General features: G+C 32.0%; 12 protein-coding genes, 1 rRNA gene, 1 pseudogene and 2 riboswitches. Of the genes and pseudogenes, 9 read left to right on the top strand and 5 right to left on the bottom strand.

Features of this window, described 5'->3' with window-relative positions; genetic code table 11:
- The first annotated feature begins 242 nt into the window (after window positions 1-242).
- The 8 genes and pseudogenes from rrf (at window position 243) to B4J88_RS13525 (ending at window position 8700) form a co-directional block, all read left to right on the top strand.
- Window positions 243-351: ribosomal RNA gene (gene rrf / locus B4J88_RS13490) — 5S ribosomal RNA — on the top strand.
- 524 nt (window positions 352-875) lie between these two features.
- Complete coding sequence (locus tag B4J88_RS13495; protein ID WP_291046770.1) at window positions 876-1319, top strand: cytochrome c oxidase assembly factor Coa1 family protein; 444 nt, start codon at window positions 876-878, stop codon at window positions 1317-1319.
- Between the two features lie 75 nt (window positions 1320-1394).
- Window positions 1395-1578: riboswitch (cobalamin riboswitch) on the top strand.
- Window positions 1579-1677: 99 nt separating this feature from the next.
- A complete protein-coding gene (locus tag B4J88_RS13500; RefSeq protein WP_291067847.1) occupies window positions 1678-3675 on the top strand; it encodes a TonB-dependent receptor in 1998 nt (665 codons plus the stop codon).
- Complete coding sequence (locus B4J88_RS13505; protein ID WP_221856352.1) at window positions 3672-4808, top strand: YncE family protein; 1137 nt, start codon at window positions 3672-3674, stop codon at window positions 4806-4808. Before B4J88_RS13500 ends, B4J88_RS13505 begins: the two co-directional genes overlap by 4 nt.
- A 9-nt stretch (window positions 4809-4817) precedes the next feature.
- Window positions 4818-5957 carry a PKD-like domain-containing protein gene (locus B4J88_RS13510; protein ID WP_291067848.1) on the top strand — a complete coding sequence of 380 codons (1140 nt, stop codon included), beginning with the start codon at window positions 4818-4820 and terminating at the stop codon, window positions 5955-5957.
- Window positions 5958-6073: 116 nt separating this feature from the next.
- Window positions 6074-6187, top strand: a pseudogene (locus tag B4J88_RS13515) (PKD domain-containing protein); the annotation flags it as partial.
- A 19-nt stretch (window positions 6188-6206) separates the two neighbouring features.
- Window positions 6207-7064, top strand: a complete 858-nt coding sequence (locus B4J88_RS13520; protein WP_291067849.1) for a DUF4465 domain-containing protein — start codon at window positions 6207-6209, stop codon at window positions 7062-7064.
- A gap of 73 nt (window positions 7065-7137) precedes the next feature.
- Entirely contained in the window at window positions 7138-8700 is a 1563-nt protein-coding gene (locus B4J88_RS13525) for a DUF5074 domain-containing protein (RefSeq protein WP_291067850.1), read from the top strand.
- 54 nt (window positions 8701-8754) lie between these two features.
- Here B4J88_RS13525 and B4J88_RS13530 read toward each other — a convergent pair whose 3' ends face one another.
- Window positions 8755-9216 (bottom strand): Lrp/AsnC family transcriptional regulator, encoded by a 462-nt coding sequence (locus tag B4J88_RS13530; protein ID WP_038336827.1) that lies wholly within the window; start codon window positions 9214-9216, stop codon window positions 8755-8757.
- A gap of 109 nt (window positions 9217-9325) precedes the next feature.
- Window positions 9326-9461: riboswitch (cobalamin riboswitch) on the top strand.
- 86 nt (window positions 9462-9547) lie between these two features.
- Here B4J88_RS13530 and metE point away from each other — a divergent pair.
- Window positions 9548-11869 (top strand): 5-methyltetrahydropteroyltriglutamate--homocysteine S-methyltransferase, encoded by a 2322-nt coding sequence (gene metE, locus B4J88_RS13535; RefSeq protein WP_291067851.1) that lies wholly within the window; start codon window positions 9548-9550, stop codon window positions 11867-11869.
- An 88-nt stretch (window positions 11870-11957) separates the two neighbouring features.
- Here metE and B4J88_RS13540 read toward each other — a convergent pair whose 3' ends face one another.
- The 4 genes from B4J88_RS13540 to leuS form a co-directional block, all read right to left on the bottom strand.
- Window positions 11958-12899 (bottom strand): hypothetical protein, encoded by a 942-nt coding sequence (locus B4J88_RS13540; protein WP_115002227.1) that lies wholly within the window; start codon window positions 12897-12899, stop codon window positions 11958-11960.
- Window positions 12900-12906: 7 nt separating this feature from the next.
- On the bottom strand, window positions 12907-13599 hold the full coding sequence (locus tag B4J88_RS13545) for a hypothetical protein (RefSeq protein WP_291067852.1): 693 nt from the start codon (window positions 13597-13599) through the stop codon (window positions 12907-12909).
- Window positions 13600-13671: 72 nt separating this feature from the next.
- Window positions 13672-14208, bottom strand: a complete 537-nt coding sequence (locus tag B4J88_RS13550; RefSeq protein WP_125348865.1) for a GNAT family N-acetyltransferase — start codon at window positions 14206-14208, stop codon at window positions 13672-13674.
- A 105-nt stretch (window positions 14209-14313) separates the two neighbouring features.
- Entirely contained in the window at window positions 14314-17169 is a 2856-nt protein-coding gene (leuS, locus tag B4J88_RS13555; protein ID WP_291046754.1) for a leucine--tRNA ligase, read from the bottom strand.
- Between the last annotated feature and the right edge of the window lie 18 nt (window positions 17170-17187).

The raw sequence follows: 17187 nt of genomic DNA on the forward strand, positions 1-17187 counted from the left end.
CCATAGACTTTTTCTAAAAAAAGTAGAACGAATCAAAGCTAATGATAGCAATATCAAAAATAAAAAAGATTAAATACTAACATTGATTTAATCGTCATAGAGAAGGTTAGTTAATCTTATTTGGATTAAGAAAGTAATACCAAAGATTGTGTGAAGGCTTTAGGCCTAAGCTTTAAGCTTAATGCATAGAGCTATCTAATAATGTCAAGATATACTAGGAACTAAGACCTATACAAAAATATTAGGGTGACTATAGCTGCAGGGCTCACCTCTTCCCATTCCGAACAGAGAAGTTAAGCCTGCCTGCGCCGATGGTACTGTTACTTACGGGAGAGTAGGTCGTCGCCAGTTTTTATTAAAAGCCTCAAGATTTATTTCTTGAGGCTTTTTTTGTGGTTATACGTCGCGCTTTAGCTGAACGCTGTAAGCTTTACGCATCTCCAGACTATGTTTTATAAAAAAAGAAGCTTGCTTTCATCCAACAAGAGGCTTCTAATTAGTCAACAAGAAGCTTCTTCTTGATAAAAAGGAAGCTTCCTTTTTACAACTAACTCAGAACTTACAACTCATAACTCGATAACACTCCTTTGTAGATTTTTATTGTCAGTCTTAAATCTTATGTCTTATAACTTATTACTCAAAACTCAGAACTTAAAACCCGCGTTAGGGATAGCAGTGGAAATCCTTTTGTAGAAATTGTATTTCCTGTAATCACTTCTAATCTTCTTTTACAAAAGATTGCAACGGATAGCCCGACCGAGCGATTTGCATTAGCTGTGTTTGTATTATTTTGCTTATTCTATGAATAATATAAATGGAAGGCAAAGAGCGAGGGAACGCCCAAATTTATTATCTTTACTCAAAACCTATATATTATGGAAGAAAATCAGTATGATAATCAATTGTTACCAAAGGAAAGTTGGTTTAAACGTAATTGGAAATGGGTTGTGCCTGTTGGCTGTTTGTCGTTTGTGATTTTATTTTTTGGATTGTTAATTGGTGGTGCTTTTTGGGGTTTTAGTAAGATAACTTCGGATAGTGATGTAACGAAACATGCAATTAATATTATTAATCAAAATGTTGAAGTTCAGCAGAAATTGGGTACGGATGTTAAAACGAACGGAGTTTTTACTGGAAATATTTCTATTACAAATGATATTGGTGAAGCTAACATTTCTGTACCTATAAAAGGAACAAAAGGTTCTGGAACTGCAATTATTGTAGGAGAGAAAGAATTTGATAAATGGAATTATGAAAAGATTGCGGTTCAGGTTGATGAAACTGGAGAAGTGATCGAAATAAATAAAGTAAAAGAATAAGCTAACGAATGAGTTAGCTTTTTTTATTTAGCTATTATTGATAAAGATTTAATTGTTTATTCAAAATAATAATTTTACTTTTGATTAACATTTGGTGCGAACTTAACCGTTCGGTAACAGGGAATCAGGTGAAAATCCTGAACAGACCCGCTGCTGTAAGCTCCATATTTTTTAGATACATTATATCCACTGTTTTTAATGGGAAGGATTTCTAAAAAAGGAGTAAGTCAGAAGACCTACCAAAATGATAAATGTTGAATGCTTTCGGGGACTAAAGCGTGAAGTTCAAATTTTGGATAGGTTCGTCCTTTCAATACTTCTTCATATACTCTCGTTAGCAACAATTGATTATTGCTAAATGAGAAATCTAAAAACTATAATTATTTGTTGCAGCTTGATTTTGCTTTCATGTCGCATAGCCTCTGCGCAAATTATTCATGATAGTATTTTAGAGCTTCAGCAAGTTAATATTTTAAAAAATAATGTAAAAGCCGTTGTTCCTGTTCAGGAATTGAAAGGAGCGGAACTAGAGGCTTTAAATAGCCATTCTGTGGCAGATGCTGTTCGTTTTTTTGCAGGAGTGCAAATTAAAGATTACGGTGGAGTTGGAGGTTTAAAAACTATTGATGTTCGTGGGATGGGATCTCAACATGTTGCAGTTTTTTATGATGGAATTCAACTTGGAAATGCGCAGAATGGAATTGTCGATTTAGGAAAATTTTCTTTAGACGATATGGAAATGATTTCTTTATATAATGGTCAAAAAAGTAATATTTTTCAATCAGCGAAAGATTATGCTTCTGCTTCTGCTATTTATCTTCAAACCAAAAAACCTGTTTTTATTGGTGATAAAAAAACGAATGCTACACTTCGTTATAAGTTAGGCTCGATTCAATTAATCAATCCTTCTATTCGTATTGAACAGAAAATTACGGATAGATTATCAGCTGTTTTGAGTGCAGAATATGTTAAAACGAATGGTATATATAAATTCCGTTATCAACGCAAAAATTTGGATGGAACTACTGCATACGATACACTTTTGAAACGTAGAGATGGACAAGTTGATGCAAAACGTTTGGAATTAGGATTGATCGGAAAAGGAAATCAATCGAATTGGAATGTAAAAGGATATTTGTATGATTCGGATCTTGGAATTCCTGCTGCAATTGTGCGTGGTCGATTTGATGGACGTGGACAAACTTTGGTTGATAGAAATTATTTTGTTCAAGGTAAATATGAGAAACGATTCAGAAATTTTCAATCGAAGATAAACGCAAAGTTTGCTTACGATTTCACCCATTATACAGATACAGTTTCGACAGTAAAAATAGAAAATAAGTACACACAACGCGAGTTTTATGTGTCTTGGGCGAATCTTTATTCGATTACAGATAATTGGGATGTGAATGTTGCAACAGATTATCAGTTTAATAATATGGGAGCAGATTTAAAGAATTTTTCTTTTCCTACTCGTCATACAAATCTTGTTGCGTTCGCGTCTACTTATCGTCTTGGACGTTTGAGTTTACAAGGAAGTTTATTTGGAACTTTTGTAAAAGAATCAGTAGAAATGAACACAAGTGCGCCTGATAAAAATATATGGACGCCAACGATTATCGCCAATTATCAACCATTCAAATCTCACGATTTTAATATCAGAGCGTTTTATAAACGTATTTTTAGAATGCCAACGTTCAACGATTTGTACTACACAGACATTGGTTATGCGAATCTTCGACCAGAATATTCTACACAATATAATGTTGGTTTTACTTATTCTAAATCATCTCAAAATTTCTTCAAAAATATTACGATTCAAGCCGATGCTTTTTACAATGAAGTAACTGATAAAATTGTGGCTGCGCCTTCTGGAAGTTTGTTTCGTTTCACTATGCTCAATTTGGATGAAGTCAGAATAAAAGGGTTGGATGTTAAAATTCGATCAACATTTCAATTAGGAGAAATAGAGGTTTCGCCAATGCTTAACTACGGTTTTTTGCAAGCGTTAGATTATTCGAATCCTAAAAAAAGTTACTACAAAAATCAAATTCCATATACACCAAAACATAGTGGCTCTTTTGTTTTAGCGGCTTCTTATAAAACATGGAATTTTAATTACAGTTTTATTTATGTGGGAGAACGTTACAATGTTCATCAAGATAATATTAAAATAAATCGTCTTAATCCTTGGTTTACAAATGATTTAGGGATACATAAAGAGTTTAGGTTGAATCAAAGTCTATTCAAAGTTTCTTTTGAATTAAATAATATTTTGAATCAACAATATGATGTGGTTTTAAATTATCCAATGCCAGGAAGACAATTCAAGCTAATATTAAGCGCAAACTTATGAGAAATTTCAAACAATTATTCGTCTGTTTTTTAACAGCAATTACTTTTTATGCTTGTCAGCAAGATACTTATTTGATCGAGAAAGAGGAAGAAGGTGTAACCGATCCCGAAAAAACAGATGTCGTTGGTTTTTATTTACTAAACGAAGGAAAAATGGGAAGTAATATGGCTACGGTAGATTATATGGATTTTACAACAGGAACCTATAATAGAAATATATATGCAACCGTAAATCCTACTATGGTAAAGGAATTGGGAGATGTTGGGAATGATATCAAAATTTATGGAAATAAGTTATATGCGGTTATCAACGTATCAAATTTTATCGAAGTAATGGATGTAAGAACAGCCAAACATCTGGGAACAATTCCTTTAGAAAATGGTCGTTACATCACGTTTGCAAATGGGAAAGCGTATGCATCTTCGTATGCTGGTCCTGTTACAATCGATCCGAAAGCGCCTTTGGGAAAAGTGGTCGAAATAGATACGATTAATTTATCGGTTACGCGACAAGTGACCGTAGGTTATCAGCCAGAAGAATTAGAAGTTGTTGGGAATAATTTGTATGTAGCAAACTCAGGAGGATATCGAGTTCCTGAATATGATAAAACGATTTCTGTGATTGATTTATCAACGTTTAAAGAAACTAAAAAAATTGATGTTGAAGTAAACCTTCATCGTTTAAAAAAAGATGCAGATGGCGATTTATATGTGACTTCTCGTGGTGATTATTACAACGTTCCATCAAATTTATATGTGTTGGATAGTAAAACGCATCAAATCAAAAAGAAATTTGATATTCCTGTTTCTAACTTTACAATTGTTGATAACAAACTCTATTATTATTCAAACGAATTTAGTTACACAACTTTCGAATACACAAAAACTTATGGTGTAATTGATACCAAAACAGAACAAGTTATCAACAAAACATTGGTCAATGATCCTGTTATTAATGAAATCGAAACGCCTTACGGAATTGCTGTAAATCCTCAAACCAAAGATCTTTTTCTAACCGATGTCGGAAATTATGTTTCGATGGGTTACATCTATTGTTTTGATAAAAATGGTGCTTTTAAATGGAAAACTGCTGCCGGAAATATTCCTGCTCATTTTGCTTTTGTCTATAAATAAAATTTACATATGAAATATTCTAAAATCTTACTAACCGCACTAAGTTTTGCTTTAATACAAAGCTGTAGTGATGATGAAAACATTATCGAGACTAATCCTGATAATGCTACTTTACAAGTATCTTATGATGCAGCACGTTTAAAAATTGTTTCAATTGAACCAACTGTTTCTGGTTTCGAAAATGCAACATATACATGGAAACTTGGCAATGAAATTATTGGTAATGAGAAAACCTTAGGTTTTGTTTCTGATAAAGTTGGTGCTTACGATTTAACATTAGAAATTACTTCAGGAGTAACTTCTAAAACGATAAAAACAAAGGTTAATGTTACACAAGAATTATCTACTTACAGTAAATATATTTCTCAAGTCTTTGATTATTTGCCAGCAGTTGGACAATTCACAAATGCTTTGCCATCTTATGTAACAGGAGAAACTCAAGCTGATATGACAGCCAAATCTGCTAAGGCTTTAGTAGGAGAAAAATCTACAATGATTACACTTGGAGGTTACGGAGGATATGTGGTATTTGGTTTTGACCATACGATTATGAACCAACCAAACAAACGCGATTTTAAAGTTTTAGGAAATGGTTTTGCTGGATCTTCTGAACCTGGAATTGTGATGGTTGCATATGATAAAAATAAAAACGGAAAACCAGATGACGACGAATGGTACGAAATTGCAGGAAGTGAGTACACGAATCCAAATACAATAAAAAATTATAGTATTTCTTATCAAAAACCAACCGAAGAAGATAAAATACCTAATCCTGAATATGTAAAATGGACAGATAATCAAGGAAATTCAGGTTATAAAACTAAAAATTCTTATCATAAACAATCATATTATCCATTGTGGTTTGGTTCGGATCAGTTAAAATTCTCAGGTACACTTTTGGCAAGCAATTATACAGAGAAAAATGGTATTTGGACTGGTAAACAATTGGCTTATGGTTATGTAGACAATGCACCAAATAACAGCGAAGATTCAAATATTGATATTGATTGGGCTGTTGATAAAAATGGAAATCCTGTTAAATTATTAGGAATCGATTTTATCAAAGTTTACACAGCAACAAATCAAGAAGCGGGTTGGTTAGGCGAAATCTCAACAGAAGTTGCAGGTGCTTATGATTTGCATTTATAATATAACAAAACTAAATAAAATGAATTTTAATTTTACAAAGAAATTATTCTTTAATTTCTTATTTGCTACATCATCAATCTTTTTATTGACTTCTTGTAATAATGATGACGACACCTGTTAAATTATTAGGAATCGATTTTATCAAAGTTTACACAGCAACAAATCAAGAAGCAGGTTGGTTAGGTGAAATCTCAACAGAAGTTGCAGGAGCTTACGATTTGCATTTATAATATAACAAAACTAAATAAAATGAATTTTAATTTTACAAAGAAATTATTCTTTAATTTCTTATTTGCTACATCATCAATCTTTTTATTGACTTCTTGTAATAATGATGACGACAATACTGAATTAGTAGATCAACAAAAATATGAAACTTTAGATTTATCAAAGTTTGATTTAACAAAAGGAACTGCTACAGCCGGAGGAAAAATTTGGGAAGGTACTTATACAGAAGACGCTGAATTAACTTCAGGTATTTTCAAGTTTAAACATACAGCTTGGCCAGAGTATTTAACATGGATGGGATTCACGGTTTCTAATAGTAATGACAATTCTGATCAAATAGATAAAGAAGGCGGTTGGTTAGATAATCAATGGGGTACAATGGCAAAAGGTGGTGCAGATGGACAAGGATCACCATTTTTAGTCTCTTTCGCTGATCACAAACCATCTGAGAAAGTTTTGAAATATGGAGAAGAAGTTAAGATTGACAGATTTTCGAGTGTAGTAGAAATTACTGATACAGCTAATAAATACAAAGCAAAAAATGTAAAGTTAGCTATTAGTCCGTGGCCATATTATGGGATTTTGAATGGTGATGCATATGCAAGAAAGTTTGTAAAAGGAGATTATTTCGCGATTCATATTTATGGTGTTTCAGCAAATAAACAATTGACTACAGAAAAACCTGTAACTCATTATTTTGTTGATTTTAGAAATGGAATAAATAATATTTCAACAAATTGGCAAGATGTGGATCTTTCTGCTTTAGGAGAAGTTAAATATTTAATGTTCTTTTTAGAAACTACAGATGTAGGAAATTGGGGAGCAAACACAGCATTATACTTTACAATGGATAAATTAAAAGTAGAAAAAATACAATAATCTAACATTCTAAATATTTTTATCCGAGGCTGTCATTTTTGGATGATGGTTTCGGATTTCTAAAAAAAAATACATGAAAAAATTTTTACTTTCGATTTTTACAATAGTAGCAATTCAAACAAGTTTTGCACAAACAAAAGAATACACAAATGGTGTTTTTATTCTGAATGAAGATTGGTTTGGTCATGCAAATGGATCAATTAATTTTATGAATCCAGATTATTCTATTGATTATAATATTTACAAAACTGCGAATACCAATGAAGAGTTAGGTGTAACGCCTCCTTTTGCAACAATTTATGGTGATAATTTTTTCATTGTTTCAAAACAAGGAAATCGTTTAGTTGTAGCTGATTCGAAAACTTTACAGAAAAAAGCCAGCTTCGAAACAATTGGTGGAGACGGAAGAAGTTTTGTAGGTGTTGATGCTAAAACAGGATATTTAGGAACTTCAAGTGGACTTTATTTGTTTGATATTGAAAACTTGAAATTAGGATCTTTAATTGAAGGTGCTGATAAATTTGGTGCTTTAGCAAATATTATTCGAACTTCTACTTATGTTTTTGCCGTAACTCAAAAGGGTGGAATATTAGTAATTGATCCAAACACTCACAAAATTAAGCAAACGATTGCTGGAAGTTTTATTTCTGTAATACAATCTAAGGATGGAAATGTTTGGGGAGCATTGGCAAATAAATTAGTCAAAATAAATCCTGTTACTTTAGAAACGACAGAAATATCGATTCCAACGAAAACAATTCCGAATACTTGGGGAGCGTGGAATGCTGGAAGTTTTAGTGCTTCAACCCAAGAAAATTCAATTTACTTTTTCCCAGGCGCAGGTTGGTCTGTTAGTCCAACAATTGTAAAATATGATGTGGATAAAAATGAATTCAATGAGAATTTTGCTACAATTCCTGGTCAAGATACAAATCCTAAACAAATGCCTTATGGAGCAGGTTTGCGTGTAGATCCACGAACAGATGAGTTAATCATCATAACTACAACATCTCAATATAATAAGCACTGGATTCATAAATTTGATAATAAAGGAAATTTAACGAAAACAATTCCTTTGACTGATTATTATTGGTTTCCTTCAATGCCTGTTTTTCCAGATAATGCGGCACCAATTATCAATGATTTAGAGACAACTTATCAAATTAACACAGCAACAACAATTGATTTGAAAGATAAAGTTTCGGATGTTGATAATTTATCAGCAGCGATTGTAAAAGATTTAGAAATCATCGAGAATAATGAAGTAGCTGAAATTTCGATTAATGATAAGGAAGAATTAGTGATTAATCCATTAAAAAATGGAACAGCTAAAATCAAACTTTCTTTTAATTCGAATGGAAAAGTTGTTTCACAAAACATCACAATTTCATCAGCCGTTTTAGGTACAAATGATTTAGCTAAATCTGCTGTAAATGTTTATCCAAATCCTGTTAATAATGTATTGTTTATTGAAACAAATGAAGCTTCAAAAGCCGAAATTTTCGCTATTACAGGAACTAAAATGACAGAGAAAACACTTCAAAAAGGGAAAAATCAATTAGATGTTTCCTCTTTACCAAAAGGTGTTTACATCATAAAAGTTAACAATTCTACTTTCAAGGTAATCAAAAAGTAGTGTGTTATTTATTTGTGGAAAAAAGGTTGAGCATTGCTCAACCTTTTGTTTTTTTTAAATATTGATTCCGTACGTATTTTTTATTTCAGCCATCACAAAAGAGCTGTGTGTACTTCCGATGCTTTCTAAAGCACCCAATTTATTGAAAACAAAATCTTGATATTGTTTCATATCCAAAACTTGCACTTTTAAGATAAAATCATATTCGCCCGAAATATTATAACATTCCACCACTTCATCAATCAACAAAATATCTTCCACAAGTTTATTCCCAATTGTGCGATCATGTTGTTTTAGCTTGATGCTGCAAAAAACCATAAAGCCTTTGTTTAGTTTTTCGGCATCCAAAACGGCTCTATAATTTTTGATATAACCTTGTTGTTCCAACCTTTTTATACGTTCAAAAACGGGCGAAGGAGATAAATTAACTAAAGCTGCAATGGCTTTTACTGTCAATTTTGAGTCTTTTTGTAGAATTCTTAATAATTCTAAATCGGTTTGATCTAATGTTTCCATCCAAATAATATTCTTTTCAATACGATATTTTATCGTTGTTAAAGTATTTTGTTTTGTAAAATTAATCATATTAAGTGGTATAATCTTATTTTTTCAAGTTTTACAATCGTTTATTTTGTCTTGTTACATTTGTAAAGAAATAAACAATAAATTATTGGGGAATCGTGTGAGAATCACGAGCTGTCGCGCAACTGTGAGTAATGCAAATTACAAGTCAGATTACCAATAGAAACAAAAGATGATACTTTCGCGATTTGAAGTCTGTCTGTCAAAATAGGTTTACTATTTATCAACTCGCGTTTGTGTTTTTGAACATTAAAAAACAATCAAAATGCAAACACAAATTTTAGGTTATCCAAGAATTGGCGCTAACCGTGAACTAAAAAAAGCCTGCGAAAATTATTGGGCAGGTAAAATTGAACTACAAGCTTTATTGCAAACAAGCCGTACAATTACCAAACAAAATTGGGCATTGCAACAAGCTGCCGGAATTGATTTAATTCCGTGTAATGACTTTTCTTTTTACGATCAAGTTTTAGATTTTACGTTATCAGTTGGTGCAATTCCAGCGCGTTTCAATACGGTTGCGCTAAATAAAAAGAACACCGAATTAGACTTGTATTTTGCGATGGCAAGAGGCTTTCAAAAAGATAATTTAGATATTACAGCGATGGAAATGACAAAATGGTTTGATACCAATTACCATTATATCGTTCCAGAATTTGTAAAAAATCAAGAATTTAAATATTTCTCAAATTCTATCGTAAACGAATTTATCGCTGCAAAAAAAGAAGGTTTTAATCCAAAAACAGTTTTAATTGGACCAATTACTTATTTATTATTAGGAAAAGAAAAAGAAGAAGGATTTGATCGAATTGATTTAATTCAGAATTTATTGCCAGTTTACTTTGAAATTATTCAAGATTTAATCAATCATGGAGCAAATACAATTCAGTTCGACGAACCTTTTTTAGCTTTAGATTTAGACGAAAAATCGAAAACGGCTTATCAAGAAGTTTACAAAAAAATAAGAAAAGAATTTCCTCAACTTACGATTCAGGTCGCAACTTATTTTGATGGATTGAAAGATAATACAGCTTTAGCAATCAATTTACCAATTGATATTTTGCATCTTGATTTGGTTCGAGACGAAAATCAACTTGATGAAATATTGAATCAAGCTCCTTCTCAATTAAAACTTTCTTTAGGTTTAGTTGATGGTAGAAATATTTGGAAAAATGATTTTCAAAAATCACTTTCAACGATAGAAAAAGTTGTGAACAAAATTGGAGAAAAACGAGTTATTATTTCAACATCTTGTTCATTATTACATTCACCTTGTGATTTAGATTTAGAAACAAACGAAAAAAATCTTCCGACTACAATTAAAGATTGGTTTGCATTTGCGAAGCAAAAATTAGAAGAAGTTGCTTTCTTAAAAAATTATTTTTCAAACCCGAATGACGAAAAATTGATTCAACAATATGAAGCGAATCAATTCTCTATTAATAATAGAAAAAATTCTCAATTAATTCATCAAACTCAAGTTAAAGAACGAGTAAATGCAATAAAAGATGAAGATTATAATCGTGCAAATAGTTTTGGAAACCGAAAAATTGTGCAACAAAATGTATTGAATCTTCCTCCTTTTCCTACGACAACAATCGGCTCTTTTCCACAAACGCAAGAGGTGAGAAGTTGGCGTGCGAAGTATAAAAAAGGGGAATTATCTGCCGAAGAATATGATGTTTTATTGAAACAAGAAACCAAGCGTACAATAGAATGGCAAGAGGAAATTGGCATTGATGTTTTGGTGCATGGTGAATATGAACGCAATGATATGGTGGAATATTTTGGTGAAAAAATAGCAGGATTTGTCTTCTCTAAAAATGGTTGGGTTCAGAGTTATGGAACGCGTTGTGTAAAACCGCCGATTATTTTTGGTGATGTTTATCGCCCAGTTCCAATGACGGTTTATTGGTCACAATATGCACAATCTATCACAGAACAAAAAGTAAAAGGAATGTTGACTGGTCCAGTTACGATTTTACAATGGTCTTTTGTTCGCGATGATCAGCCAAGATCTACGACGTGTAAACAAATTGCATTGGCGATTCGAGATGAAGTTTCGGATTTAGAAAAAGCTGGAATTAAAATTATTCAGATTGATGAGCCTGCAATTCGAGAAGGTTTACCATTAAGAAAAGATGAATGGCAAAATTATTTGAAATGGGCTGTTGATTCGTTTAAATTAGCCTCAAGTAATGTTGATAATTCTACGCAAATTCATACGCATATGTGTTATTCAGAATTCAACGATATTATTCAAAATATTGCTGATTTAGATGCGGATGTCATTACAATTGAATGTTCGAGAAGTCAGATGGAATTATTAAATGCTTTTTCAGATTTCAATTATCCAAATGATATTGGACCTGGAGTTTATGATATTCACTCGCCTCGCGTTCCGTCGAAAGAGGAAATGGTTGATTTGATAGAGAAAGCGGCAAAAGTTATTCCAGCAGATCAATTATGGGTAAATCCTGATTGCGGACTAAAAACGCGTCATTGGGAAGAAACCGAAAAAGCATTAATCGAAATGGTTGCGGCGACAAAAGAATTAAGAAAAATATATACGCCAAAAGCGATTTAAGCTTAACATCCTACTTTAATGACTTAATAAGTAGTGTTGTGTTATTTATTTGTGAAGAAAGGTTGAGCATTGCTCAACCTTTTGTGTTTTAATAATAATTTATCGTTCGTTTTACAACATATTTCAATTCTCCATTGATTGAAATAGAAGCTTTTATCCAATTATTTTTCGAATCATATTCATACGAAACTTGATAAGAAGTTAAAACAGTTTGTCCATTTCGGAAGGATTGTTTTTTGAAGTTTACAATTTCATTTTTCGAATCAAAATCAGCTTGATAAGCTAACGTTTTATTGGCGTCAAATGATTGTAATTTTGAAATGTTTCCATTCTCAAAAAACATTATTTTGCTCGAATTTCCAGCAATTTCTTCCTGAAAAATAGGTGTTTCTTTATCATAAATATAATACGATTTTCGCCCTTTTTTTCCATCAAAAGAAGTCATTTCATCCAAAACCAATAAACCATTTTTGTTATATGTCAAATTATTCTCACTAATCGTAGAACCTTCCACTTTTGTCGTGATTTTATCCAACTTATTCGAATAATTAAAAATCGTTTCATAACTCGATTTTGACGATTTCCCTTCAATATTTTCTGTCAAGTTTATCAACCGATTTTTATTGTCATAAACAAAGGTTTTGTCGGAAGCAATTCGTTTTGGATCTTCACCATTGTTAATAACTGTATTTGTCTGTTTATCAATAAAATTTGAGTTATTGTAGTCGTAATTAACATAGTTATAAACAGCTAATTTTCCTTGATAATCCAAATAATTTGTTCGCTTTGTTAACAATCCTTTTTGATTAAATTCTAACGAAATTTGATTGTAAAATTCATTCTCCAAAAAAGGTAAAGTTGTGGTATTTCCTTTTGCATCTGTTGCAGTTGAAGTCACTTTTTCAACCTTTCCTTTCAGATTAAAATCAGCTAAAGTTGTTTTAACTTCATAATCATTTGTCGAAATTTTTTGTGCAAAATTAGCTTGTGATGCAGCCAAACAAATTGTCGTTAAAATTATTTTTTTCATGTTTTGTTTAAAATTGATAAGCGATCTTAAAGTTAAGATTTAAATTGAAATCTGTAGAAGAACCTTCTTTTTTATAATGATTTTCTAAACCGCCCATAAAATCATCAAAAATTCGAGTATCAACACTTTCTAAATTTGTAACATTCGAATATTTTACATTTCTATTTTTTACACCCAAACCAACTTTTGGAATAAAAACTAATCCTTTATGAGTTGGAATAAAAATATTGTAATTGATATTCAATCCATATTTTATTCGTTTATAATCGGCTTCGTCATACGAATATAAATACGAAAAATTTTGAGCATCATTTCGGTAATATTCACCATTTTCAAGATGATCGGTGTGATGAATATAGAAAAACTCGGAAGAAATAAGATGTTTTACTCGTCTGTTTTCGCTTAGATTGATAAAAAATTCTGGTCGAATCTCAAAAAGTTGATAATCTTCGTTGATTTTATATTTTGGTTTGTGACTAAGAGGAATGCTATGATAACTTCCGTAGCCGATTTCAGAGCCAATCCAATAACGTTCGTTGAGTTTATAAATGTATCCAAACGTCCATCTTGGAGGTGATAATGCTGCTGAAAGAACGCTAAAAGTGATGACATTTTTGCGCTCATCGCTTGATTTTTCTTGTGCTGAAATGAATTGTCCAAAACCAATAACGAACAAAAAAAGTAAAAAATTCTTTTTCATATAAATAGTATTTAAAAGAAAGAGAATCAATTGCTTAAAAGGTTGCGTGAACCAAGATTATTTTGAAGTTAATTATTTCTTCAATTCATACCAAAAGCAATCCAAATCCCACATGTCAAGATGAAAAGTTTCAGTGACTTCAAATCCCATTTTTTCTAACACATTTCGAGAAGCTTTATTATCAACATGCGTTATTGCGTTTAGTTTAATATGTGACATATTTTTTCTGTAAAAGTCCATGCAAGCTTCGGCAGCTTCAGTTGCATAACCTTTTCCCCAAGTTTCTTTTCTGTAACGATATCCGATATCAATAAAATCGAATTTATTATTCATCGATTCGCTTTCTATAATATATTTAAAACCAGTCCAACCAATCATTTTACCTGTTTCTTTTTCAACAACAGCAAGACGACCATGTCCAAGTTCTTCATATTGTTTTTGGATATCTTCAATAATTTCTTTTGTTTCTTCAATGGTTTGAATAGGTTCTGCTTTTAGAAATTCATGAACTTCTGGTTGTGAATCCATTTCAAAAAAATCTTGTAAATCATCAATCGTAATAGGTCTGATGATTAACCGTTCTGTTTCGAGTGTTGGTAAATATTTCATTGAGTTATAGTTTTGATTAAAGATAGTATAAAATATAAAATCCTCGCAATTGCGAGGATTTTATCTATATTCTCAATACTAAAATCTAGTATCTAAAATCTTTTTTTATCCAACGATATTAATGATTTTTCCAGGAACAATAATAATGTTTTTCGGAGTACGATCACCCAATTGTTTGATTGTACGTTCGTCGTTCATTACAATTTCTTGAATTTCTTCTTTCGATAACGACAAAGGTAATTCTAACAAAAATTTCATTTTACCATTGAATGAAACTGGATATTCTTTAGCATCTGCAATCAACCATTTTTCTTCGAAAACAGGGAAATCTGCATGTGCAATTGACGTTTCATGTCCTAATTTTGACCACAATTCTTCTGCAATATGCGGTGCATAAGGAGAAATAATAATAGCCAAAGGCTCTAAAATTGCACGTTTAGTTGTTTTTAATTTTCCTAATTCGTTTGCAGCAATCATAAAAGTAGAAACCGATGTATTAAAAGAGAAATTGTTTACATCTTCGTCCACTTTTTTGATGGTTTGATGCAACACTTTCATTTCTTCTTTTGTTGGTTCATCTTCCGAAACAAAAAATGTTTCTTCTGTTCCTGAATGATATAATCTCCAGAATTTTTTCAAGAATGAATAAACTCCAGATAAACCTTGTGTATTCCATGGTTTAGACTGTTCAACAGGACCTAAAAACATTTCGTATAAACGTAAAGAATCTGCTCCATATTGATTACAAATATCATCAGGATTTAAGACATTGTAGTAAGATTTTGACATCTTTTCAACCTCACGTCCTGTGATGTATTTCCCATCTTCTAAGATAAATTCTGCATTAGCAAAATCTTCTCTCCAAGTTTTGAATTTTTCTGTATCTAATTCGTCGCCTCCATCTTTTAACAACTTAACATCAATACGGATTGGTGTTGTTTCATGTTGATCTTTCAAAGATTTAGAAACAAAAGTATTTGTTCCATTAATTCTATATGCATAAGCGGTCATTCCCAAAATCATTCCTTGGTTGATAAGTTTTTTTGCATACTCATCCGTTGGAACTAAACCTTTATCGAATAAGAATTTTTGCCAAAAACGAGAATATAATAAGTGACCAGTAGCATGCTCAGATCCACCCATGTATAAATCTACATTTTGCCAATAATCAACAGCCTCTTTAGATACAAAATCGTTGTCGTTTTTTGCATCCATATAACGTAACCAATACCAAGAAGAACCTGCCCAACCTGGCATTGTATTTAGTTCTATTGGGAAAATAGTTTCGTTATTGATTAAAGTATTATCTACAACTTGATTAGTTGTTGTATCAAAAGCCCATTTTGTTGCACGCCCTAATGGTGGCTCACCTTCAGATGTTGGTAAATATTCGTCCACTTCAGGTAAAATAATTGGTAAAGCTTCTGTAGGAATTGTGTAAGGCATCCCGTCCTTGAAGTAAACAGGAACCGGTTCTCCCCAATATCTTTGACGAGAGAAAACAGCTTCGCGTAAACGGAAGTTTGTTTTTCCTTGTCCAAAACTTTTTTCTTCTAAAGCTTCAATCGCTTTTGCAACCGCTTGTTTATAATCTAATCCGTTTAAGAAATCAGAATCTTGTAATTCGAATCCACCTTTTTCTGTAAAAGCAGCTTCAGAAATATCTTGATTTTTGAAAATATTAATAATTGGTAAATTGAAATGATTTGCAAAAGCAAAATCACGTTCATCACCAGCAGGAACAGCCATTACAGCTCCAGTTCCATAAGAAGCCAATACGTAATCACCAATCCAAATCGGAATTTGTTTTCCTGTAAATGGATGAATGGCGTAAGCCCCGGTAAATTCTCCTGTAATATTTTTAGCATCCGCTAAACGATCACGTTCAGAACGTTTTGAAGTATAATCGACATAAGCATCAACTTTTGCTTTGTTTTCTGCTGTTGTAATTTGAGAAACTAAAGGATGCTCTGGCGCTAATGTTACATAAGAAACACCAAAAACAGTATCAGGACGAGTAGTGAAAACTTCAATTTTTTCATCGTTTCCTACAACATCAAAAAAGATTGATGCACCTTGAGATTTACCAATCCAATTTTTTTGAGATTCTTTGATCGGATCTGGCCAATCTAATTTATCTAAACCAGTTAACAAACGATCAGCGTAAGCCGTGATACGCATCATCCATTGTGTCATTTTTTTGCGCACAACAGGGAATCCTCCACGTTCAGATAATCCGTTAATTACTTCGTCATTCGCTAAAACAGTTCCTAAATCTGGACACCAGTTTACTTCTGCTTCTGCTAAGAAAGTTAAACGATATTTTAATAAAATTGTTTGTTGTTCTTTTTCAGAATAGGCATTCCATTGATCTGCGGTAAAGATTTCGATATCATCATCTGCCACAGCATTTACACTTGCATTACCCTCAGTTTTGAATGTTTCAACTAATTTTGAAATGGATTCAGCTTTATCGGTTGAATTATCATAATATGAATCAAATAATTGATTGAAAATCCATTGTGTCCATTTATAATATTCAGGTTCTGAAGTTCTGATTTCACGATCCCAATCGTATCCCAAACCAATTTTTTTCATTTGGTTCTCGTAACCAGCAATCACATTTCCTTGTTTATCAACACCACCTTCGATATTCGTTGTTGTTGTAATCGCAGGATGTTGACCAGTTTGAATCGCATATTGTTCCGCAGGCAAACCAAAAGAATCGTAACCCATTGGGTGTAAAACGTTGAAACCCTTTAATTTTTTGTATCGAGAATAAATATCAGACGCAATGTATCCAAGTGGATGACCTACGTGTAATCCTGCTCCAGAAGGGTAAGGAAACATGTCTAATACGTAAAATTTAGGTTTTTCTGATTGATTTTCAGCTTTGAACGTCTTGTCTTCAATCCAAAATTTTTGCCATTTTGGTTCGATTTCATTCGGATTATATTGCATTATTGGAAGTTATATTAA

The organism is Empedobacter sp. UBA5036 (assembly GCF_002415215.1).
In the GTDB taxonomy this organism is placed as follows: Bacteria; Bacteroidota; Bacteroidia; order Flavobacteriales; family Weeksellaceae; genus Empedobacter; species Empedobacter falsenii_B.